We start from the raw sequence: 22,857 nt of genomic DNA on the forward strand, positions 1-22,857 counted from the left end.
GGGGCAAGCTGGCTCTTGCCCTGTGCCAACGTTATACTGTTCCCCTCGTTACCCAACCGGATTGTCCGTTTTGCCTCACACTAGCCTGATTATCCGCCAACTCGGCATGCAGCCCTGGGCGCCTGTTTCTCTCGCCATGCATCAGTTCACCGACCAGCGTGACGATAATACGCCGGACGAGATCTGGCTGGTGGAACACCCCCCGGTGTTTACTCAGGGGCAGGCAGGAAAAAGTGAACACCTGTTAATGCCCGGCGACATTCCAGTCATGCAGAGCGATCGTGGCGGCCAGGTGACTTATCATGGCCCCGGTCAGCAGATCATGTATGTGATGGTGAATCTGAAGCGTCGTAAAACGGGCGTACGCCAGCTGGTTACCGCCCTTGAACAAACGGTGATCGATACACTGGCGCATTTTTCCGTGACCGCCAATGCGCGCCCCGATGCCCCGGGTGTCTATGTTGACGGCAAAAAAATCTGCTCATTAGGGCTGCGGATCCGCAATGGCTGCTCCTTTCACGGCCTTGCGCTGAATATTGATATGGATTTAACCCCTTTCCTACGCATTAACCCCTGCGGCTATGCCGGAATGGAGATGACACAGCTGGCGGCACTCACTGCCTCTGCGACACCTGCCGATATCCAGCCGTTGCTGATCAAAAATTTTGCTCTTCAACTGGCAATAACTGACGTTTCCTGGAGCGAAAGTACGGAACTCCCGCTAAGATAGGGGGCAAATACGTATGTTGCTTTACAATTCTGCAACGCTTTCTCGCACAGTCAGGCTGAATCTGCTGCGAGGAGATGATATAATTTTTGCGCTTTATCAAAAAAAGTTGAAAATCACCAACTCATTGAGTGTTAGCGGCTGTTTTGTATACGAATAGATTGCCGCAATCCAACCTGGAACCTGCAAGAATATGAGTAAACCGATCGTGATGGAACGCGGTGTAAAATACCGCGACGCAGACAAAATGGCATTGATCCCGGTGAAAACCGTGATGACCGAGCGTACGGAGATTTTACGTAAGCCAGACTGGATGCGTATTAAACTTCCTGCCGATTCCAGCCGTATTCAGGGCATCAAAGCCGCGATGCGTAAAAATGGTCTGCACTCCGTTTGCGAAGAGGCTTCCTGCCCTAACCTGTCTGAATGTTTTAACCACGGCACGGCCACCTTTATGATTCTGGGCGCCATCTGTACACGCCGCTGCCCGTTCTGCGATGTGGCCCACGGCCGCCCGGTAACACCTGATGCCAATGAACCCGGCAAACTGGCACAGACCATCGCGGATATGGCACTGCGCTACGTGGTGATCACCTCGGTTGACCGTGATGACCTGCGCGATGGCGGAGCACAGCACTTTGCTGACTGTATCCGTGCTATCCGTGAAAAAAGCCCTGCGATTAAAATCGAAACGCTGGTGCCTGATTTCCGTGGTCGTATGGACCGCGCACTGGAAATTCTGATTGATACACCACCGGATGTGTTTAACCACAACCTGGAAAACGTGCCGCGCGTTTACCGCCAGGTACGTCCGGGTGCTAACTATGACTGGTCACTGAAATTGCTGGAGCGCTTTAAAGAAGCTCACCCGGACGTTCCAACCAAGTCAGGCCTGATGGTGGGATTGGGTGAAACTAATGCAGAAATCGTTGAAGTGATGCGTGATCTGCGTCGCCATGGCGTGACCATGCTGACCCTCGGGCAATATCTGTCGCCAAGCCGCCACCATTTACCCGTACAGCGCTATGTGAGCCCTGCTGAGTTCGACGAAATGAAAGAAGCCGCAATGGATATGGGCTTCACCCATGCAGCCTGTGGCCCGTTCGTACGTTCGTCATACCATGCTGATCTGCAGGCGAAAGGGTTGGAAGTAAAGTAATCCTTCTGCCCGGAGCAAAAAAAACGGATGACAATGTCATCCGTTTTTTTTGAGCAGAATTACTCTTTGTGAGAGATCTGTCCGGCGTTTTTCTCTTCTGACGAGGCTTTCTGCGCAGAAGAATCATCGTCATTCATCGCCTTCTTAAATCCCTTTATGGCCGAACCTAAATCCCCTCCCAGGGTGCGCAGTTTTTTGGTTCCGAATAACAGGACGATTAACGCGCCAACGATCAGCAATTTGCCAAGACTGAGACCTTCCATACTTACCTTCTTTCATTTATCTGACCGTCACAACGGTCGGTAACAGGCGAGTATTAACGCGCTGATGGCGTGAAATTACAACTGCAATCTGTAACAGAATATGCGCTGTATTGGCGCAGCGTGGCTGACCAGATTTAACGTCCCCAGCATCAGCGCAATAGCGTGTTATTTCATTACTGAGTCTTCCCACAATCAAGTTCAGGGCGGGCAAAGCGACGATTCTCTAATACAGGCAATGCACGGCGTGCATCGGCAATACGCTGTGGGTCGACCTCGGCAAACACCAGTGCCGGGCCTTCTGCGGCTTTGGCAATCGCCACACCGAGCGGGTCAACCACCAGGCTATTGCCGATATTACGCGGGCCGCACTCACCCACCGCGACCACATAACAGGTATTCTCCAGCGCTCGGGCGGTCACCAGCACCTCCCAGTGCATCTCTTTCAGCGGCCCTTTCACCCAGGCAGCAGGCAGTACCAACAGGTCAGCACCGTCCAGCGCCAGGCGACGTGCCAGCTCAGGGAAGCGGACGTCATAACAGGTCATCAACCCGACCTTCAACCCGTCCACATCCACCAGCGAAGGGACATTATTGCCCGCCGTGACATTGCGCGACTCCTGCATCGCAAAGGCGTCATACAGATGCAGTTTGTCGTAACGGGCAATAATCTCACCGTTACGGATCGCCACCAGCGCATTCAGCGCCCGTCCATCCGCCGTCGGTACGTGCACCGTCATCATCGTCGTCAGCGTATTCGCCCGACTGGCGGCCAGGACCTGGCTGAGGAACGGACCATCAAGCGGCTGCGCCGCTTTTAGCACCAGGTCCGGGTCGGTAATATCACGCGCCAGCACCCCTTCTGGCAGCACCAGCAGTCTTGCTCCCTGCTGCTCTGCCTGAGCCATTAAGCCAATGCAGATATCGGCGTTATCTTGCCACTCACGGCTCACGGCGAACTGTCCTAATGCCACTTTCATCGTCATCGTTATGCTCCTGGGGCGGTCAGGTCAAATCTTTGATGTGGTAGCGTGGTGATTCCTGGTAACCCTCGCGCGCGTAAAACGCATTCGCCTTTTCACGACGCTCATGGCAGTGTACCTCGACCCGGTCACAGCCACGCTCCATTGCCAACTGCTCAGCATGTTGTAACAGCTGCTGCCCGGCCCCTTTGCTGCGCTCACCTTCGGCAATGCAGAAATAGCTGATACGGGCAAAATCCCCTGCCAACGCAAGCTGTGGAATAAAATGCAACGACAGAAACCCCAATACCGTATTTCCCTGTTCGGCAATAAGAAGTTGTTCAGTCTCGTCGATCATCAGTTGAGCCAGCCTGCGTTCAATAAAAGGCGCGGTATCCGCATAGCCCAGTTCTGTTAACAATGCGCTGAGGGCAAAAGCATCTTTCGATTCAGCCAGACGAATATTCATGGTCATTCTCCGCAATATGCCAACAAGCCGGGTGAACAGGTGAAAACTTCTGCCTATGTTTATAGCTGTAGCAAGGCAGTCCCTGCAAGGAGCCAGATCACAGGGTAATGTTACAAAAGCTAATTCGTGTAAGGATCCCCTTAATTATGGCGTGCAACCCCCTATTTTAATGTTTCCTTAATAATCGCACGGCACACTGGTCATCATTCAGCCAACAGAGATGATCGCCATGAACCTTCTTCCCCGCCACAAAAATGAGTATCTTGCCGTCCTGCTGGCCTGTACTGCGACTGTTGCCTGGCTAATGCAGTATTTCAACACGTAGAGACATACTGTGCCCCCGGATCGCAGGCGAAAAAAAACCCGCCATTGGCGGGTTTTTAAAAATTCTGTCTGATAACTTAAATAGCGGCAACGTTAGCAGCAGATGGGCCTTTGGCACCGTTGGTGATTTCGAACTCTACGCGCTGACCTTCAGCCAGAGTTTTGAAACCATTGCTCTGGATGGCAGAGAAGTGTACGAACACGTCTTTACTACCATCTTCAGGAGTAATGAAACCGAATCCTTTGGACTCATTAAACCACTTAACGCTACCTTTGATCTTAGACATCTATATTACCTTTACATGAAAAATGGACACTAAACTGTGTCGGGGGTTAGTACAGCAATTGCCAAGGCTTTTGTCCAGTAGCCGAGGACGAAAAAGTGATAAATATCGCCTTTTTTTACCCGACATCATTTTTACGACAAACCCCGGAGATTAAAACTGCCAGCGCAGCCAGGCGAAGAAAACATTGCCGTTATTGTAAGTTCCTGGAATGTAAGTCATCTGGAAAGTTGCAGGCCCATAGCCGACTGAGGCCAGCGGCAGCACCAGTGGGATCGGGATGTAGTTCCAGTTATCACGCATTGTTACCCCGGCGGTATAACCCAGACCAAGGCGGAAGTCAGGGTCATTAAGCGGTCGCCAGGTTTTCTCCCAGCCATAACCGCCAATCGGTTCCCACTTATTATAAGAGTCCTTAAACACCATCAGATAGATGCCATTCCAGTTACCCTTTTCGTCATAACGTGAAACACCGCCACCCGCGCCCCAGGGACGTTCATTGTAGCGGTCCGTTTTCTCTTTGTCGTAAGTCCAGCGGTTATGCCAGGTAATAGCAGGGACATAGAGATCGACAGTTTGTGGTTCATTCCATGTCTGGCTAACGTTATCACTGAAGGAATGCCAGGTATCAGCAATCCCATCTCCGAGAGTTGCCGCATGCGCGCTGCTCAGAGTCAGCCCACCGAGCAGGGTTGAAAGTAATAAGGCCGGTTTTGTGTTCACGATAAATTCACTGCTCCCTGGATGATCGCTGTATGCAACATCCTCAACGTTAGTCAGAAACCCTGACCAAATGTATTACCCGTTCTGGTAATAATTATAAACAAAGCACTTAAACACTCCATTAATCACCGAAATATATCCCATCAGTAAAAAGAGCATTCCCGTTATTTCACATTATAAAACATCGGTGTAGGTAAGAAAAAATATAATTCAGCTGAGAAAATATCACACCAGGAAAACTCGTAAACTTCAGCAGTAATCTTTCCAAAAAGTGAAAAAAACCTTCACAACGCTAATCAATCAGTAAAAATTCGGTGAAGTTTACTTGATGAAAATCATTGTACAGTGAATGAAATGACTGTTTTTATCCTCAATAATTCGAAAAAACTGATAAAAAAACCGTAAACACTACAAAAATCATACTATTAGCCGTTAATTCACAAAGCTAATTAATGAATATTATTTATAGATCTCCTCGGAATTTTTGATAAGATAATTCTCATTGAATAGCACTCAGGAAGAGTAGAGGTTGTGAAAATGCTAAGGTGTGGCAGGTGCGGAAGTTCAAAATTTATATTCACGACGCGTAATGATAGTACTGAATATCACGGGGCTGCTTGTGCAGTCTGTCATAAGCGTCTGAATCCACATGATGTCTGCATCCGTTCTGCGGAATCGGTTTCAGTATGGCCAGCGAAAAAAGGCGATAAGCATGCCGTATGCTACTTTACGGATAAACCCTTACGCGGCTGATGTTGACGGAATGACGTTGAGTACGGGGCCAGCAAACTGCTGACCGCCGTGTTAAAACGGAATAATGCTTATCCACATACCGTTAGAAAATAAGCTTGAATACACCGGTAATAGTCAGCAGACCGACAATAAAGATGATCGCAATAATCCAGAGAATAATTTTCATTCCATGCCCTCTTCTCATAAAAAAAGTCACTACAACGTAGTGACTTAAGTATAGAAGAAGATTGATTCTTCGCGTGGTGAAACCGATCAGACAAACACTACAGCACCAGAGACAGCATCCATACCAGCGCAAAACCGGTCAATCCCATCGCCGTTGTCAGCACGGTCCAGGTTCTCAGACCGTCGGCGACCGACAGGCCAAGATAACGCGTCACCACCCAGAATCCGGCATCATTCACATGCGACAGCCCCAGGCCACCGAAGCAGGCAGACAGGGTGACCAGCACCAGTTGTGTATCACTTAACCCGGTGACCGCCTGCGTCAGCAGGCCACTGGTCGTCAGAATGGCAACGGTCGCCGATCCCTGCGAGGCACGCAGTGCCAGCGACAGAATAAAAGCAGCCGGAATCAACGGCAGATGGATAGTTTCCAGCGACAGTGCCAATGCTTTACCGACGCCTGATTCCACCAACACCTTACCAAACGCGCCCCCTGCACCTGCTACCAGAATCACCCCTGCTGAACTCGGAATAGCGCGGTCCAGCAATTCGCTGAGCTTTTCTTTGCTCCAGCCACGGCGCAGACCGAGCAACCAGGCAGAAAGCGCCAGTGCGATCAGTAATGCAATGGCCGGCGTCCCCACCAGCGTCAGGAACTGGCGCAGGCTGTTGCCTTCCGGCAGCACGCTATGTGCCAGTGTACCCACCACAATCAGGACAATCGGCACCACAATGAGCGATGAAATCATCCAGGCACCCGGTGGCAATTCCTGATTCTGACGCGGGCTACTTTCCGGTTTCGCCAGTTGAAGCTGCTCCAGGACGTCCAGCGATAAATGATACTGACGGCGGTTCATCACTTTCGCGACAAAATAACCCACCACACCGACCGGAATCGATACCGCGATACCCAGCAACATCAACCAGCCCATATCAGACCCTAACAACCCCGCCGCTGCCGCCGCCCCCGGATGAGTAGGCAATGCGACGTGCACGGTTAACATCACGCCCGCCATCGGCAAACCATATTTTAGCGGAGAGACGCGCGCCACTTTGGTGAAACCGTAAATCAGCGGGATAACAATAATGAACCCGACTTCGAAGAAGACTGGAATCCCGAGGATAAACGCCGCCATAGTCAGTGCAGCGACGGTGCGTTTGACTCCCAGCGTATGGGTAAAGCGCTGTGCCAGCGACTCCGCCCCGCCGGACGATTCAATGATCGCACCCAGCATGGCGCCCAGCACGATAATAATGGTAATCGAGCCGAGCAGCCCGCCCATACCGGAAACAATCACCTTCATAATGTTATCGGCAGGTATACCGGTCGAGATCGCCACTAACAGGCTGACGACCAGCAGAGCAACAAACGGATGAACTTTGGCTTTAATCACCAGCAGCAGCAGGATCAGCACGCTGGCAACAGCAATGGTTAATAACAGGGCAGTAGACATCTTTGCAGCCTCGTAGGGTTTTATTTTTTACGCAGTGCTCTACAGCACCGTTTTATTTCATTTTCCCCGGCTTTACCGCCTGATTCAGGCAGCAAAAAGCCAGCGCTGCGCGCCAGAACACGCAGCGTTCATCACAACAGGTCCTGTTATTTAAAGGCGTTAAACCAGCCCAGTCCTTCCAGCGTGGTGGTGCGCGGGAAATACTCGCAGCCAATCCAGCCGCTATATCCGCTACGATCGAGCAGATCGAACAGCCACGGATAGTTAATTTCACCCTCGTCCGGTTCATGACGATCCGGTGCGGAAGCAATCTGGATATGCTGATACTGCCCGATATAGTCAGTAATCAGATGGCTCAGGTTGCCATCTACCAACTGCGCATGGAACAGATCGAGCTGGCTGAACACGCCTGGGCGGTCGATACGTTTGATGATATCCAGCACCTGATACTGGCTGGAATAGAGATAATTGGGTTTCGTCTTTGGATTCAACGCTTCCAGCAAAACACGCACGCCATGCGGAGCAAAGCGCTCTGCGGCATAGCGCACGTTATCGATGAAAGTGCGGCAGTAAGCCTCACGGTCAGCCCCTTCCGGCACCACTGACGCCATGATATGAACCTGGCGGCAGTTCAGCGCCAGCGCATACTCCAGCGCCCGATCGATATCTTTGCGGGCATCCACTTCACGGCCGGGGATTGCAGAAACACCCCACTCACCCGCCGCTGTATTACCGGGCGCCGTATTGAACAGCACCAGTTCCAGATGATTGCGGGTTAACGCCTGCTTTAACGTATCGGCGTCGTAATCATAGGGAAAAAGAAACTCTACCCCATGAAAACCAGCTTCAGCTGCGGCATCAAAACGCGCCAAAAATGGCAGTTCGTTAAACAGGGTGGACAGATTGGCAGCAAATTTAGGCATGTTCAGCTCCGTAATTCAGCCACTTCGTCATCATTAAGATAACGAATCGGGCGGTCGCCCAGCGTAAAGATCAGTCGGGCAGTCTCTTCCAGTTCTTCGGTATTATCAGCGGCTTCACGCAGGGTTTTCCCCACCACCACCGGACCATGATTCGCCAGCAGAAACGCCTTGTAGTGCGGGGCCAGTTTCGCCAGGTCCTCTCCCAGGCGCTCATCGCCCGGGCGATAATAAGGCACCACGGGGACATCGCCCACGCGCATCACCACATACGGCGTGAATGGGCGAATACAGTTTCTCGTGTCCAGCCCTTCCAGGCAGGAGAGCGCAGTAAGATACAGGCAGTGCAGGTGAACAATCGCCCCACATGCCGGATTATTCAGATAAATAGCGCGATGAAAGCTGATCTCTTTCGACGGTTTATCACCGCCAATCCACTCTCCTTCCGGGGTCACTTTCGATAGCCTTTCTGCGACCAGCTCACCCAGGCAGGAGCCGGTGGGCGTCGCCAGCAACGTACCATCTTCCAGTCGCATAGACAGATTCCCGGCTGAGCCCGTGGCATAGCCACGCTGGAAAAACGAAGCGCCCAGCCGGACCATCTCTTCACGTGCTTGTTGTTCAGTCATACTACGAACTCCGTTTGTGCGCGGGCAAAAAAGTTTTCATCGCCGAAATTACCGGATTTCAGCGCCAGCGAAACGGGCTGCCCGAGGGCGCGCACCCAGGGCACGCCTGGCGAAATCACCGGGCCGATATGAAATGCATCAATGCCTAACGTCTGCGCTACTACGCCGGAGGTTTCCCCTCCTGCCACGATAAAACGCTGCCAGCCACGCTGTTGCAGCTCACGCACCACAGCGGCAAACAACTGCTCAACGGCTTCACTGCTGCGCGCGGCGCCATACTGCTGCTGAATACGTTGCAGGGTTTCCGGGTCTGAGGTCGCGAACAACAACGGGGCCAGTGCATCCGATTCGTGCTGCACCACCCAGTCGCACAGTTCGCTGGCGTAACGGTCGCGCTCATGCAGCGCACGTTCCACATCAATCGCCGCGGCTGCAGCCTGCTGGCGATAACGCGCCACCTGGCGGTTGGTCATGGTCGAGCAGGAACCAGACAGCACCACTGCGCGCTGGCCCTGCGGCGCACCCGCGGCCTGAGCACGCGCACTATCGTGCCCGGCACTGGCCCACTGGCGCGCCAGGCCGATTGCCAGCCCTGAGCCGCCCGTCACCAGGCGGCGATCGCGCAGCGCTTCTCCCTGGGTCAGCAGATGCTGCTCATTCAGCGCATCCAGCACTACATACTGCACGCCCTGCTGTGCCAGTTCCTCCAGCGCCTGACGCACTGCATCGGCGCCCTGATCCAGCGTCTGACTGTTAATCAATCCCGCCTTACCGCTGGCCTGCGCTTCCATCAGCCTTAACAGATTGCTGTCGGTCATCGGCGTTACAGGGTGATGACGCATACCGGAATCTGACAGCAGCTGATCCATGACAAAAAGATGCCCCTGATACACCGTGCGACCATTCACCGGCAGTGACGGAGAGATAATGGTTTGTGACTCACCCAGTGCCGCCAGCAGCGCATCGGTGACCGGGCCAATATTCCCCTGTGCGGTACTGTCAAAAGTGGAGCAGTATTTAAAATAAAAACGTTCGCACCCCTGCTGCTGTAACCAGGCCAGCGCCTGTAACGAATCAGCCACCGCTTTCTCCGCTGCACAGGAGCGCGACTTCAGACTGACAACAATGGCATCAGCCTGCGACGACAGTGGCCCTGCTGGCACGCCATTGACCTGCACGGTAGACATGCCGTTCTGTACCAGGAAACTGGCAATATCCGTCGCCCCGGTAAAATCATCCGCAATCACCCCCAGACGCATTATTTCTGCTCCTGTTTTACGGGCAGCGTAATGCCGCTGAAAATCTTAATCACTGCGCTGTCATCTTCGCGGCCAAAGCCCGCGTTACTGGCGGAGGTAAACATATTGAATGCCGTGGACGCCAGCGGCAGTGGGAAATGCAGCGCTTTCGCCGTGTCAGCGACCAGGCCGAGATCTTTAACAAAAATATCGACCGCCGATTTCGGTGAATAATCGCCGTCAACCACATGACGCATACGGTTTTCAAACATCCAGGAGTTGCCTGCGGCGTTGGTCACCACGTCATACATGGTATCCAGAGGAATACCGGCGCGGGCGGCCAGTGCCATCGCTTCTGCGCCTGCGGCAATATGAACACCGGCGAGCAACTGGTGAATGATCTTCACTGTCGAACCAAGACCAATCTCGCTGCCAATGCGATACACTTTTCCCGCTACCGCGTCCAGCACGGGCTGTAACCGATCAAATGCCTCATCACTACCGGAGGCCATCACGGTCATTTCACCGGTTGCCGCTTTCGCTGCCCCTCCGGATACCGGTGCATCGAGCATAATTAACTGGTGTGCGGCCAGCTGCTGTTCAATCGCCTGTGCATCCTGCGCAGAGATCGTCGAAGAAACCATCACCACAGTGCCGGGTGTTAAGCGTGACGCCAGTCCGTGCTCCGCAAACAAAATCTGTTTCACCTGGGCGGCATTCACCACCAGCAGCAGCACCGCATCAAGCTGGGCTGCAAAGTCATTGGCCGAGTTCTCCGCCGCCTGCGCACCGCTGTCGCGCAGTGTTTGCAGAGCCTGTGGGTTAAGATCCACGCCCCAGGTTTTCAGGCCCGCTTTGATACAGGACTGCGCAGCTCCCATCCCCATTGAACCGAGGCCGACGACACAAACCGACATTGATGTTGCCTTAGACATACGCACTCCGTGTTAATTTTGGTGATTATTTGTTTTGATATGTGAAGTATAGGCGCTTTTATCGGCACTTTTGGTGACGTGCATCACAACAATTAACCGTAAAAAAGGAAGGAATAACAAGAATTAACACCGCAGCACGATAACCGTGATATAAAAATACTCATTTAAATTCATAAAGATAAAAACAAAACCATCGATATATGGGAAGGAAAACGTCTTCTTTCCGTGATAAATTGATAAAAATTGTGGTGCAGACGCCGGGTACGCTCCTTTACACTCTGGTCAAGCCAACTCCCCTCTCAACAGGAATAATGATGATCCCGGTAGAACGACATCAACAAATATTAACGCTGGTACAAGAGCGGGGAGTCGTGAGCATTGCTGAACTGACTGAACGTCTGGCCGTATCGCACATGACCATTCGCCGCGATCTGCAAAAGCTGGAAGAACAGGGAGCCGTGTTACTGGTGTCAGGCGGTGTCCGTTCCACAGAACGCCTCTCCAGCGAGCCGACGCATCTGGATAAAACCAGTATGTTCAGCCTTGAAAAACAGACCATTGGTGCCGCCGCCGCCCGCCATATCCCGCGTAACAGCTGCATCTACCTGGATGCCGGCACCACCACGCTGGCCCTGGCACGCGAATTGGGCATCCGTGATGACCTGCTGATCATCACCAACGATTTTGTGATTGCCAATTTCCTGATCGACACCAGCCAGTGCCGGATGATCCACACTGGCGGTACACTGTGCCGCGACAACCGCTCCTGCGTAGGGGATGCTGCTGCTCAGGCGCTGCGTGGCCTGTCCGTAGACATCGCATTTATCTCCGCCTCATGCTGGGGAATGCGTGGCACCTTTACCCCGGATGAAGAAAAAATCGCCGTTAAACGCGCCGTCAGTGAAGTCAGCCGAAAACGTGTACTGCTGGCCGATAGCTCAAAGTACAACAAAATTGCCACCTTTCTTGCCCTGCCACTGACACAGTTTGACAGCATCATCACTGACCCACACCTGCCTGCCGCTGCACGTCAGGAACTGGCTACGCTTGAACTTGACGTCACCCTCGCGGGTTAACGACGGACAGATAATGCCCTGCAACATGCAAAAAATTTAGCGACCACGCTCACGATCTTTCACTTCTTTACGCTCAGGACTTAGAGGATCGCGCGCAGCCTGGCTAGACTTATTCAGGTCATTTTATGGACTCACTTGCTACCCTTTCCCCCTGAAAATGTTACAAGGAGATCTTATGAGCACGATAAATACCAGCATGGGTCGTTACAGTTTGACCGCGAAGAATGCGGGCGATCATATTAAAGGATCGATTGCGATCAACGATGAAGGTGGTGGTCAGCTGACCGCACATGAATTTAATGAGCACTATCTGGATGATGTGATCAATAACGTGATCTTTCCGGTCACGGGGGGCAACCGGGTGATCACCAGTGCCCTGCGCGAACAGATGGTTAAAGCAGGATTTGAACAACCGCATTAGGCTGTTATTGACGCCACTTAGAAGCGCATTGTGCGATTTCTCTCTATCTTTGTATCGCCTGCTTCACATTTTGACTATCAATCGGTTTTTCCGATCGATCACTAAAGATCGATCTGTATAATCACTTATTTTTATTGTGGGATTAGTGCGATGATTTATTGCCGTAATTATTATGGCAAAGTCAGATGAATAGCTTTAGTTGCCCACTTTACGTGGGCTTTTTTTATACGGCTGGCGGGGATGCCGGGTTCTCTTCTGGCACAGAAGTGGCCGACTCTTCCCTCTCCTTTTTGTTGCGGCTGCGTAAACTCTGTCGCACAAGGAAAACAGGTGCAGCGAGCAGCAGCAGCAGCGCGCCGGACATCCCGCAGATCACCAGACTAATCAGACCTAACCAACCCCCGCCCGCCGTCACGCCTGCTGCCACCAGTGAGAGCAGGAAAAAGAACGTCAGGGTCATCGTCACCGGCCAGAGATTCACGATATCCATATCGCTCAGCGCCATTTTCACCGGCTTAGCCGCCAGCAGCGCTTCCTGTTCTTCCACTTCTATTTTCTGTTGCAGCGCCTGTAAATCCACGCAGGGTGCGACAAAATCCTCGGCGGGTTGAGGATGATGTAACTCGTCGAAAATTCGTTCCGTGGAGGGAAACGTCTGAGGCCAGACGGCGCTATGCACTCCATAACTGCTCAGTGCCGGCAGCGTAATACGCGGCCACTGAATCGCCTGTAAATAGCGATCATTCAGCACTATCCAGCTCTGCCGGGTGTTGCCACGGCTAACATGGTAGAGCTTGAAACGGTCGGCGGGGGGGTAGGAAAGATACGTTACCCGCGCCGTAATAAGCGGAATATGCCGTTGTCGGCAATAATTCACCCTGCTCTGTCCCTGCACCGCCAACAGCACAGCCAGTGCGGAAATAAAATAGTAAGAGGTACTCTCGGCAGCATTGGGGCCGTTCAGATGCTCACGCAATTTCTCTTCGCTGTTACCGCTAAGGTGGTCGGGCCACCAGCGCCAGCTTCGGCCAATCACCCGCTCGGTCGGCACCTGATAGATCCCCATCGGCTCAGTTTCTGAAGGCAGGATCGCAAAGGGAAAAATCTTACTGAAAAAAGTCAGCGCATCGTCCGGGCCATTCCATTCGCCGCTAGCTTCCAGACCGTGCAGGTTAGCCGTCAGCTCACCCCAGCCGACTTTCCCCAGCATATCAATCTTATATTTGGTATCTGCCAGCCGTTTACCCAGCAGCAGCATCTCGCGCGAAATCGCAGACAGATCCAGTAAAGGAATACTGTTAGTGCTGGTGGGTTCTGTGTGTTCACTTTCCATACGGCTGTTTTACCCCAGGCGGCGTCTGTCCGAGCAAAGAAAATTTGGCTTTAGTTAAAAAAGTCAATACATATCAATGCAATAGTATACTTAGCAACCGATGAAATTAGCAATATATCGAACAGGGATGTCGCGATATTCATCGAAAAAGAAGCCTGGCGTGCAGAAAAATTAAACGGACAAAAACCAATTATTCGTTTAAAAATAAGCAGTAACCTTCATTATTTTAAGGAAAAAAAATGAACCAGATTCAGGGTGACATTTACATTAATCACACCATTTTACAGCAGATGGTGCAGAGTCTGTGGCAGCACGCAGGCAGCAGCAAGCAGGAAGCGCAACGCGTCGCCGAGCATTTGGTGGCAGCGAACCTTGCCGGGCATGATTCTCACGGCGTTGGGATGATCCCAAGTTATATGCTCTCAAAATCCCAGGGACATCTGCAGCAGAACCAGCAGCTCAGGATCGCTAAAGACGCCGGGGCGGTGCTCACCGTCGACGGCGGCCAGGGCTTTGGCCAGGTGATGGCCGCTGAAGCGATGGATCTGGCGATTGCACGTACCCAGAAGCTGGGAATGTGTGCCATCGCATTGCGGAACTCGCACCATATTGGGCGCATTGGTCACTGGGCGGAGCAGTGCGCACGCGCCGGTTTTATCTCCTTTCATTTCGTCAACGTTGTTGGCGATCCGATGGTTGCGCCGTTTAACGGCAGTGACCGACGCTTCGGGACCAACCCATTTTGCGCCATCTTCCCGCGCCCCGGCCAGCCACCGCTGCTGCTTGATTTCGCCACCAGCGGCATTGCTTACGGTAAAACCCGCGTTGCCTGGAATAAAGGTGTCAACGTCCCGCCTGGCTATCTGATCGATCATCAAGGGAAGCCGGACATTGACCCTGCGGTGATGCATGAAGCGCCATTTGGTTCCCTTCTGGCCTTTGGCCTGCATAAAGGCTATGCGCTGGCGGTGATGTGCGAAATCCTCGGCGGGGCGCTTTCCGGTGGCCAAACGACCCACCCACAGTCACTGAAAAATACCAGTGACGCTATCTTTAACTGCATGACCACCGTAGTACTTGACCCGGCAGCATTTGACGCACCGGACATGCAGCAGGAAGCGGAAGCCTTTATTGCCTGGACGAAAGCCTCACCGCAGGCGGGTGACAATGCAATCCTGATCCCGGGTGAGTGGGAGGAAGCACAGCGCGCCGAACGCCGCCTGCACGGTATTTCGATTGATGCCAATAGCTGGCAGCAGATTTGTCAGGCGGCGCGTGATGCCGGAATGCCGGACAGTGAACTGGCCGGTTATCAGCCTCAGGCATAAGGCACGCCGGAGGCCCGGCGTACGGTTAACGTGAAAACAGCAGCTTCACGCCCGCCGCCGTGAAAAACAGCGCGAAAATGCCTTCAATACTGCGGCGGCATTTCTGATACCCCCGGCTCATCGCCGGGGTGGAGAACAACAGCGCGTAGCTGCTGAACACCATTATCCCCAGTAACGCACAACCACCGACAATCAACGGCAGTACGGAAGGGGCCGCATCCGGGTGAATCCCCAATGACATTATCGCCGTCCACACCAGAATCGCCTTTGGATTTCCCAGATGCAGCAGCAAACCACGGCGGTAGAGGGAAGCGGCTGCCCCCCCTGCCGCCAGCGGTACAACGCTGTCTTCCCCACGACGGGCAGCACTCCGTGCCGCTTTCCACGCCAGCAAAAGCAAATAGAAGCCCCCCACCACTTTGATCACCACAATAGCCTGAGCGTAAGCCAGCAGCAGCGTGGATAAACCGGTCGCAACCAGCAGCGCCCAGCACAGTGACCCCGTGATCACACCCGCCGCCAGCATCAATGCCGGACGGCGCCCCTGGCGCATCGCGACACCCATAATCGCCATATTGCTCGGGCCTGGGCTGGCCGTGCCCAGCAGATAGGCAACATATACGGGTAACAACATCATAAAGGTATCCATTTGACTCCCGAGGCTGACAACGTTTTTTTGGTTATAGCACGCACGGCACCCACTCACCACAAGCATCATTATTCAGACGATTTCTTGATTCGCCGCAACGATCGGCGATAAAAACGCCAGAAATTTGTAACTAAATAATTCAATTTACATATTTATGTGTATTACACCCTTAACATTTACAGGGAGGAGAGAGACGATTGGTCACGCAGAGGGATTGATAAGCCAATCCAAATAGTGGGAAAAGGTCATTTAAAATTAATAGAACCAAATAATAACATTAAATCTACATATTATTCATAAGTCATGAAAAACTATAGGGTTATTATAATAATGATGCGTAAACATCCTTTTTTATAGCCCTGTTAGCTATATTGGATGTACGCCTCACCAGAGGTTTTCAACGCAGAATAACGATAGTCACCTGACGAACCCCGCCGACGCACCAACGAAAAAAATGCTTTTACGACAGAAAGATACAGCATTTTCACATATGAGCATCATTCTTCTATCCTGCATTAACATTATCTTCCGTTGATTTAACCTGTTGACGAAACAATTACTCGTAATAATCGTTACTGTTATAGGCCAGTTCACTATTACTGTTGCTACTTCTTCACCTGCTTTGGTCTTAGGATCAAATCTCCGATGAGAAGTCCCCCGGCTGACACATTTTCTTTTTTGCTATATGTCACCTATTTGTTAACCGTGGGTAAAAAAATAAAAGGCAGTTGTTCATGTTAGATCGAGGTAAGCAATGTTCGGATTAGATGCGTTCCATCTGGCGAGGATACAGTTTGGTTTCACCGTAGCCTTCCACATTCTCTTTCCCGCCATCACCATTGGCCTGGCCAGTTTTCTCGCCGTGCTCGAAGGTCTGTGGCTGAAAAGCAAAAATGAGGTCTATCGCGACCTTTATCATTTTTGGTCAAAAATCTTTGCCGTTAACTTCGGTATGGGGGTGGTATCGGGTCTGGTGATGGCCTATCAGTTTGGGACCAACTGGGCAGGATTTTCGCAGTTTGCAGGCAGTATTACCGGCCCGCTCCTGACCTACGAAGTGCTTACCGCATTCTTCCTTGAAGCTGGCTTCCTCGGGGTGATGCTGTTTGGCTGGAACCGTGTCAGCCGTGGCCTGCACTTCTTCGCGACCTGTATGGTCGCGCTGGGCACGATTATCTCCACCTTCTGGATCCTGGCCTCCAATAGCTGGATGCAGACGCCGCAAGGTTACGCGCTGGAAAACGGCATTGTGATACCGGTGGACTGGTTCAAAATTATCTTCAACCCGTCCTTCCCTTATCGCCTGCTGCATATGTCCGTCGCCGCTTTCCTGGTGACTGCCTTCTTTGTGGGTGCCTCTGCCGCATGGCATCTGCTGCGTAAAAACGATACGCCAGCGGTGCGTAAAATGCTGTCGATGTCTCTGTGGATGGCACTGATCGTCTCGCCGATTCAGGCAATGATTGGCGATGCCCACGGCCTGAATACGCTGGAACATCAGCCTGCAAAAATCGCGGCGATTGAAGGTCACTGGGAGAATCCTCCGGGAGAAGCGACCCCGCTGATCCTGTTCGGCATCCCGGATATGAAAGAAGAGCGTACCAAGTACGCGCTGGAGATTCCTTACCTCGGTAGCCTGATCCTGACCCACAGCCTGGATAAACAGGTACCGGCACTGAAAAGCTTCCCGAAAGAAGATCGTCCTAACTCCACCGTGGTGTTCTGGTCGTTTCGCGTGATGGTTGCGCTGGGTATGCTGATGATTTTGCTGGGTGTTGTCAGCCTGTGGATGCGTCGCGGTCAGCGCCTGTATACTTCTCGTCCTTTCCTGTGGTTTGTCCTGTTGATGGGGCCTTCCGGTCTGATTGCTCTGGTGGCGGGTTGGATTACCACCGAAATTGGCCGTCAGCCGTGGGTTATTTATGGCCTGCTGCGCACGCGTGATGCCGTATCGCTGCACAGCACGCTGCAAATGAGCATCAGCCTGATCGCGTTCCTGCTGGTGTACTGCGCCGTCTTTGGCGTCGGCTACAGCTATCTGGCGAACCTGATTAAGAAAGGCCCGCAGGCCGGTGAAGGTGACCATACGCCAGAAGGCGGCCCAGGCACATCACATACTCCGTCTCGCCCGCTGTCTGCGGTGCAGGAAAAATTACATTCGCCGCAGGAGGAGAAGTAAGGTGGGCATCGATCTCTCAATTATCTGGTTTACTATCATCATCTTCGCCACCCTGATGTATATCATCATGGATGGTTTCGATCTGGGTATCGGTATCCTGTTCCCGTTCAATAAAGATCCGATTGAGCGCGATATGATGGTTAACACCGTTGCCCCGGTATGGGATGGCAACGAAACCTGGCTGATCCTCGGGGGGGCTGCACTGTTCGGTGCTTTCCCGCTGGCCTACGCGGTGATCACCAGCGCCCTGGCGGCCCCGCTCACCATCATGCTGATCGGTCTTATTTTCCGTGGCGTGGCGTTTGAGTTCCGTTTTAAAGCAACGGAAGAACACCGTCCGTTCTGGGATAAAGCGTTTATCGGCGGTTCTTACGTGGCAACCTTCAGTCAGGGTGTGGTGTTGGGCGCATTTATCAACGGCTTTGAAGTGACCAACCGTACGTACAGCGGTCCGGCACTGGCATGGTTGACGCCGTTTACGCTGTTCTGCGGTGTTGGTCTGGTTCTGGCCTATGCCCTGCTGGGTAGCACATGGCTTATCATGAAGACCGAGAATGAACTGCACAGGAAAATGACGGCGCTGACCAAACCGCTGCTGATCGGCCTGCTGGTCGTGATGGCCATCGTCAGCATCTGGACACCGCTGGCACATACCAGCATTATGCAACGCTGGTTCACCCTGCCTAACCTGTTCTGGTTTTTACCGGTTCCTTTACTGGTTATGGCGGCATCCTGGGCACTGTGGCGCGCACTGCAACGCCACGCGCACTACACGCCATTCCTGCTGACCCTGGCGCTGGTATTCCTGGGCTTTACCGGACTGGGTATCAGTATCTGGCCGTATATCATTCCCCCTTCCATCACCATCTGGGATGCCGCCTCCCCGCCGCAGAGTCAGGGCTTTATGTTAGTCGGTGGTCTGCTGATTATTCCGGTGATTCTGGTCTATACCTTCTGGAGCTACTATGTGTTCCGCGGCAAGATCAAGCCGGACGAAGGCTACCATTGATACCCTGAGTCTTATGCAGAATATCACTGGCAGCACGGGAGCTTAACGCTCCCGACAAAAGAGGGCAGATCGTTGATCTGCCCTCTTTTTTGTCAGTATCTGGCACCTTCATTCATATTTTTACACATAAGTGCTCCGGCAAAGCGCGACAGATGAACTACGCTTAAAGTCGTTTCAGGAAATCATGCCATCAAAAGGAGGCACAATGAGTCTGTTTGATAAAGCGAACGATAAAGCGCAAGAAGCCGTCGGCAAAGGGCAGGAAGAGTTTGGTAAAGCCGTAGACTCGCCGGAGCATGAATTCAGAGGAAAAGTGCGTCAGCAGGCAGCAAAAGCCTCTTACGCCGTGGATGATGCGCTGGACTGCGTGAAAAGTAAAACCCAGGATTCCCCCCTGGTTTCACTGGCGATTGCCGCCGGTGTAGGCTTCCTGGCCGCCAAGATTTTTGGCCGCCGCTAAGCTCGATCTGACCTGATCACACTCTGAACGCCCCTCGTGGGCGTTTTTTATGGGCGCTCTCCAGAGCACTTAATAGCGAAACGGGTTAACCACATTGTGATGTACTTCATCGGGCTAAAAAACCGATTAGATAATCATAATAAGAGGTGAACTCATGGAAAGAATAGCCTGTCTTAAACAGTGTCTCGGTATTGCCACGCTGTTCATGGTGGCTAACGCATCTGCCCTGCCAGAACGTTTTTATCTGCATCAGCCGCCGCCACCATCAACAGAAATTATTTCCCCTCAGGCAGATACGCCGGCCATTCCTGAAGAATATCGCGATAATCAACCGCAACCGCTGATGCGGGGCGACGGATTTAATTACAACCTCTATTACAACTACCGCTTAACGCCTCACTTGATACTGCGGCCTAACCTGCAATCCAGCACCAAGCCCGGTGCTGTGAGCGAAAATTCACATCTGTTTGTGGGCGGACTCGGCGCGGGTATTAATTTCTGACGCCTGGATGCCCAAAATGCTTGTTGGCAAGACGATTATTCATAACAAGGAGAGATAAATGAATTATTACGGTGTTTTTCAATGGACGAGCAAACGTGCCATGCTGATGATGTGCAGCAGCGCACTGTTATGGGCCTCTGACTCCGCAGAGGCAGAAATGCACCCTCTCAGTCTGGATTCGGACTATCTGTTTGGTGACTGGGGCGGCTATCGCAGTGAATTAAAAAAGGAAGGTGCTGATTTCCAGGTCAACTACACCATGGAGTCGGCCAGTAATCTCGCCGGAGGGTATAACACCTCCACCACTGCCCGTTATACCGATCAGTGGGCCTTCGGCACCACTCTCGATCTGGAAAAACTCCTCAACTGGGATGACACACAGGTCCAGTTCACGGTGACCAGCCGGAACGGTCGCGACCTGACCCAGCACATCAACGATCCGCGGACCGGCGGCTTGTCCTCAGTGGAAGAAGTCTGGGGGCGTGGGCAGACCTGGCGTCTGACCCAATTTTGGGTAAACAAGGGTTTCTTTGATCATCGTGTTGAAATCAAAGCCGGTCGCGTGACCACGGGTGAAGACTTTGATGCATTCGACAGCAAATTCCAGAACCTGGCCTTTGGCAGCGGTCAGCCGGGTAACTGGCGCGGAGACCGCTGGTTTAACTGGCCGGTCTCACAATGGGGCGGTCGCGTAAAACTGAACCTGCCGGACGACATGTTCTTCCAGGTGGGCTTTTATAACCAGAACCGTAATAACTACGATCGCGGTAACGGCTTCTACCTCGACGGCAGCCCGAGCCTGGGTAACCTGGTCCCCTTTGAATTTGGCTGGACACCCCTGCTGGGTGCCAACAAGCTGCCTGGGAACTACCGTATCGGTGGCTACTACTCCTCGGTTAACGGGGATAAATACGCCAGCTACCATAATGGCGGCTACGGCGGTCAGGCGAAAGCCTATGGTGGTTATGTGCTGCTGCAACAGCAGTTAACTGCAACCGACGGTGATGTCAACCGGGGCCTGGGCTTAACCGTACAGGCGGTGATGAACGATCATAAAACCTCGAAAACCGATCATTACCAGGCGGTATCCTTCACCTGGAAAGGACCCTTTGCGGCACGTGCGCAGGATGAGATAGGTGTCGGGGCCGCGCGTATTCACGTCAACAGTGACTACGGTAAAATGCAGCACGAAACCAATCAATACAACGGCGAGTCCCGTTATAACAGCCCGACGTATCTGCCCGTTCAGCACGGCTCCGAATGGAACTACGAAGTTTACTATAACGTCCACGCCACTAACTGGCTGAACCTGCGCCCTAATCTGCAATATGTCGCCTCTCCCGGCGCGGTCAGTGGGGTTAAAGACGCGTTTATAGGTGGCCTGAGCGCCAATGTGAATTTCTGATGTCAGCGACACTGCCGGCATAGAAATGTCATGGCCGACCGGAAAAAATGGTCGGCCATGACGGGTGCCAACGATTATTTCAACTGCACGCGTGCGGTATAAAAACGGCGGGCCGCCAGATAACCTGCAATGATGGTCGACAGGCTTGCGGTGCCGAGCAGCATAAAGGTCACCATAATCTGATACTTAATGGCTTTTACCGGATCAATACCGGCAAAAATCAGACCGGACATCATGCCCGGTAAACTCACCAGACCAACCGTTTTTGCTGCATCGACCGTGGGGATCATGGCTGCGCGTATGCTGTCGCGCACGATAGACGTCGATGCCCGCTTTGCACTCGCTCCCAGACTCAGCATCTCCTCTACCTTCTGGCGATTATCACTAAACCGCTGATTCAGATTACTGAAGCATAACCCCACCGCCACCATCGCATTGCCCGCAATCATTCCCGAGATCGGGATCACCTGCATGGGCATAAACTCAATCGCGCCACTGAGCAGCAAAATGGTCAGCGTCAGCGTAGTACCCGAGGTGATGGCAATAAACGAAATCAGAAAGCCTCTGTCGATGGCGCGGCTGCGCTTTTTGGCATTCAACGCGGCATTTACGCAGATAAACAGCACCATCAACACGGTCAGCCACTGATTGTTCAGATCGAAAATATACTTGAGCACATAGCCAACAATCACCAACTGCACAATGGCGCGCGCCACGCTCCAGATGATGTCTTTTTCCAGCCCCAGCCGCTCCTTGCTGCTGACCAGCAGTGCAATCACCACCAGCATTAAGGCCAGCGCCAGTGATTCATTGGTAATATTATGCTGGTTCATACTGACCCTCCGTTGCTGCAGGCGACAGCCGGAGCTGCCGTCTGCCATCATCTGTTTCTACGCTGTCGTGACTGATCCAGATCGCCGCACTTCCTTGCGCGACCTGCTGGTCGATCAACTGCGCTACCCTCCGTTTATTCACGTCATCCAACGCGCTACTGATTTCGTCCAGTAGCAGGATATCCGGGCGAAACTGTACATTGCGCAGCAGCGCCACACGCTGTTTTTCCCCACCGGAGAGTTGATCAATTGAGGTATCCAGCATTGCGGGTGGCAGCCCCAATCGCTCCAGCTCGTCGCCGAGATGCTGGCGAACTACGGGCTGCTGGCGGATCTGATAGGGCAGAGAGAGATTGTCATACACCGAACGGCCAAACAGCTGGGGGGTCTGAAACACGTAGGATACCCGCTGGCGATACTGTTCGGGTTTCAACTCAATAATCGGCTGACCGTTAAACCTCACTTCACCGCCGGACGCATCAAGCAGGGAAGCAATAATTTTCAGCAGGGTACTTTTACCTGCCCCGGATGGCCCCGTCAGCCAGAGGAATTCGCCCTTGTGAAGCTCAAAGGAAACGGGCGACAACAGCGTTTTACCCTGACGCACAAACGAGACCTCCCTGACCTGCAGGAGGGGGAGTGAAGGGTTCATGTTTTTAA

The 22,857-nt window shown here is 52.7% G+C and carries 24 protein-coding genes; 10 read left to right on the top strand and 14 right to left on the bottom strand.

Annotation, left to right across the window (positions count from 1 at the left end):
* Positions 1-70: 70 nt before the first annotated feature.
* Together lipB and lipA are read left to right on the top strand one after the other, a co-directional pair.
* On the top strand, positions 71-730 hold the full coding sequence (gene lipB, locus HHI26_RS05215) for a lipoyl(octanoyl) transferase LipB (RefSeq protein WP_159337441.1): 660 nt from the start codon (positions 71-73) through the stop codon (positions 728-730).
* 190 nt (positions 731-920) lie between these two features.
* Positions 921-1,886: a lipoyl synthase gene (gene lipA / locus HHI26_RS05220; RefSeq protein ID WP_133845608.1), complete on the top strand. Its 966-nt coding sequence runs from the start codon at positions 921-923 to the stop codon at positions 1,884-1,886.
* A 59-nt stretch (positions 1,887-1,945) separates the two neighbouring features.
* Here lipA and tatE read toward each other — a convergent pair whose 3' ends face one another.
* The 10 genes from tatE to ltnD all read right to left on the bottom strand — a co-directional run bounded on the left by tatE (position 1,946) and on the right by ltnD (position 11,002).
* A complete protein-coding gene (gene tatE / locus HHI26_RS05225) occupies positions 1,946-2,149 on the bottom strand; it encodes a twin-arginine translocase subunit TatE (protein ID WP_133845610.1) in 204 nt (67 codons plus the stop codon).
* 173 nt (positions 2,150-2,322) lie between these two features.
* A complete protein-coding gene (locus HHI26_RS05230) occupies positions 2,323-3,126 on the bottom strand; it encodes a deaminated glutathione amidase (RefSeq protein ID WP_171148925.1) in 804 nt (267 codons plus the stop codon).
* Between the two features lie 25 nt (positions 3,127-3,151).
* A complete protein-coding gene (locus HHI26_RS05235; protein ID WP_133845612.1) occupies positions 3,152-3,577 on the bottom strand; it encodes a GNAT family N-acetyltransferase in 426 nt (141 codons plus the stop codon).
* Between the two features lie 401 nt (positions 3,578-3,978).
* Positions 3,979-4,188: a transcription antiterminator/RNA stability regulator CspE gene (cspE, locus tag HHI26_RS05240; protein ID WP_004156612.1), complete on the bottom strand. Its 210-nt coding sequence runs from the start codon at positions 4,186-4,188 to the stop codon at positions 3,979-3,981.
* 150 nt (positions 4,189-4,338) lie between these two features.
* Positions 4,339-4,908: a lipid IV(A) palmitoyltransferase PagP gene (pagP, locus tag HHI26_RS05245; protein ID WP_133845614.1), complete on the bottom strand. Its 570-nt coding sequence runs from the start codon at positions 4,906-4,908 to the stop codon at positions 4,339-4,341.
* A gap of 1,016 nt (positions 4,909-5,924) precedes the next feature.
* Positions 5,925-7,280, bottom strand: coding sequence for a GntP family transporter (locus tag HHI26_RS05250; protein ID WP_133845616.1), 1,356 nt, complete (start codon positions 7,278-7,280; stop codon positions 5,925-5,927).
* A 146-nt stretch (positions 7,281-7,426) separates the two neighbouring features.
* Complete coding sequence (locus tag HHI26_RS05255) at positions 7,427-8,203, bottom strand: HPr family phosphocarrier protein (RefSeq protein ID WP_133845618.1); 777 nt, start codon at positions 8,201-8,203, stop codon at positions 7,427-7,429.
* 2 nt (positions 8,204-8,205) lie between these two features.
* Complete coding sequence (locus tag HHI26_RS05260) at positions 8,206-8,829, bottom strand: aldolase (protein WP_171148745.1); 624 nt, start codon at positions 8,827-8,829, stop codon at positions 8,206-8,208.
* The gene (otnK, locus tag HHI26_RS05265; RefSeq protein WP_171148746.1) at positions 8,826-10,088 is read right to left on the bottom strand and encodes a 3-oxo-tetronate kinase; all 1,263 of its coding nucleotides are present in this window, start codon (positions 10,086-10,088) and stop codon (positions 8,826-8,828) included. The genes HHI26_RS05260 and otnK overlap by 4 nt, the downstream gene beginning before the upstream one ends.
* Entirely contained in the window at positions 10,088-11,002 is a 915-nt protein-coding gene (ltnD, locus tag HHI26_RS05270) for an L-threonate dehydrogenase (protein ID WP_133845624.1), read from the bottom strand. Before ltnD ends, otnK begins: the two co-directional genes overlap by 1 nt.
* A gap of 314 nt (positions 11,003-11,316) precedes the next feature.
* On the opposite strand from ltnD, the gene ygbI reads away from it, so the two are divergent.
* Both ygbI and HHI26_RS05280 read left to right on the top strand, forming a co-directional pair.
* On the top strand, positions 11,317-12,078 hold the full coding sequence (ygbI, locus tag HHI26_RS05275; RefSeq protein ID WP_167864164.1) for a DNA-binding transcriptional repressor YgbI: 762 nt from the start codon (positions 11,317-11,319) through the stop codon (positions 12,076-12,078).
* A 175-nt stretch (positions 12,079-12,253) separates the two neighbouring features.
* Positions 12,254-12,499 carry a hypothetical protein gene (locus HHI26_RS05280; RefSeq protein WP_133845626.1) on the top strand — a complete coding sequence of 82 codons (246 nt, stop codon included), beginning with the start codon at positions 12,254-12,256 and terminating at the stop codon, positions 12,497-12,499.
* Between the two features lie 223 nt (positions 12,500-12,722).
* Here HHI26_RS05280 and HHI26_RS05285 read toward each other — a convergent pair whose 3' ends face one another.
* Positions 12,723-13,832: a hypothetical protein gene (locus HHI26_RS05285; RefSeq protein WP_241008227.1), complete on the bottom strand. Its 1,110-nt coding sequence runs from the start codon at positions 13,830-13,832 to the stop codon at positions 12,723-12,725.
* Positions 13,833-14,071: 239 nt separating this feature from the next.
* Here HHI26_RS05285 and HHI26_RS05290 point away from each other — a divergent pair, with 239 nt between their 5' ends.
* Positions 14,072-15,160 carry a malate/lactate/ureidoglycolate dehydrogenase gene (locus tag HHI26_RS05290; protein WP_171148747.1) on the top strand — a complete coding sequence of 363 codons (1,089 nt, stop codon included), beginning with the start codon at positions 14,072-14,074 and terminating at the stop codon, positions 15,158-15,160.
* 25 nt (positions 15,161-15,185) lie between these two features.
* On the opposite strand, the gene HHI26_RS05295 is transcribed toward HHI26_RS05290, so the two are convergent.
* Positions 15,186-15,809 (bottom strand): LysE family translocator, encoded by a 624-nt coding sequence (locus HHI26_RS05295; RefSeq protein ID WP_197931286.1) that lies wholly within the window; start codon positions 15,807-15,809, stop codon positions 15,186-15,188.
* 754 nt (positions 15,810-16,563) lie between these two features.
* Here HHI26_RS05295 and HHI26_RS05300 point away from each other — a divergent pair.
* The 5 genes from HHI26_RS05300 to HHI26_RS05320 all read left to right on the top strand — a co-directional run bounded on the left by HHI26_RS05300 (position 16,564) and on the right by HHI26_RS05320 (position 21,364).
* A complete protein-coding gene (locus tag HHI26_RS05300) occupies positions 16,564-17,988 on the top strand; it encodes a cytochrome ubiquinol oxidase subunit I (RefSeq protein ID WP_133845630.1) in 1,425 nt (474 codons plus the stop codon).
* A 1-nt stretch (position 17,989) separates the two neighbouring features.
* Positions 17,990-18,997 carry a cytochrome d ubiquinol oxidase subunit II gene (cydB, locus tag HHI26_RS05305; RefSeq protein ID WP_133845632.1) on the top strand — a complete coding sequence of 336 codons (1,008 nt, stop codon included), beginning with the start codon at positions 17,990-17,992 and terminating at the stop codon, positions 18,995-18,997.
* A gap of 205 nt (positions 18,998-19,202) precedes the next feature.
* Positions 19,203-19,457: a CsbD family protein gene (locus HHI26_RS05310; RefSeq protein WP_133845634.1), complete on the top strand. Its 255-nt coding sequence runs from the start codon at positions 19,203-19,205 to the stop codon at positions 19,455-19,457.
* A 154-nt stretch (positions 19,458-19,611) separates the two neighbouring features.
* Complete coding sequence (locus tag HHI26_RS05315; RefSeq protein WP_159337448.1) at positions 19,612-19,959, top strand: carbohydrate porin; 348 nt, start codon at positions 19,612-19,614, stop codon at positions 19,957-19,959.
* A gap of 109 nt (positions 19,960-20,068) precedes the next feature.
* Positions 20,069-21,364 (top strand): carbohydrate porin, encoded by a 1,296-nt coding sequence (locus tag HHI26_RS05320; RefSeq protein WP_241008242.1) that lies wholly within the window; start codon positions 20,069-20,071, stop codon positions 21,362-21,364.
* Positions 21,365-21,438: 74 nt separating this feature from the next.
* Here the strand turns inward: HHI26_RS05320 and fetB are convergent, their stop codons facing one another.
* The gene (gene fetB / locus HHI26_RS05325) at positions 21,439-22,197 is read right to left on the bottom strand and encodes an iron export ABC transporter permease subunit FetB (RefSeq protein ID WP_133845638.1); all 759 of its coding nucleotides are present in this window, start codon (positions 22,195-22,197) and stop codon (positions 21,439-21,441) included.
* Positions 22,184-22,804 (bottom strand): ATP-binding cassette domain-containing protein, encoded by a 621-nt coding sequence (locus tag HHI26_RS05330; RefSeq protein WP_346775676.1) that lies wholly within the window; start codon positions 22,802-22,804, stop codon positions 22,184-22,186. The genes fetB and HHI26_RS05330 overlap by 14 nt, the downstream gene beginning before the upstream one ends.
* Between the last annotated feature and the right edge of the window lie 53 nt (positions 22,805-22,857).

The sequence above is a fragment of the Erwinia sp. JH02 genome (assembly GCF_013074405.1).
Lineage (GTDB): Bacteria > Pseudomonadota > Gammaproteobacteria > Enterobacterales > Enterobacteriaceae > Erwinia > Erwinia rhapontici.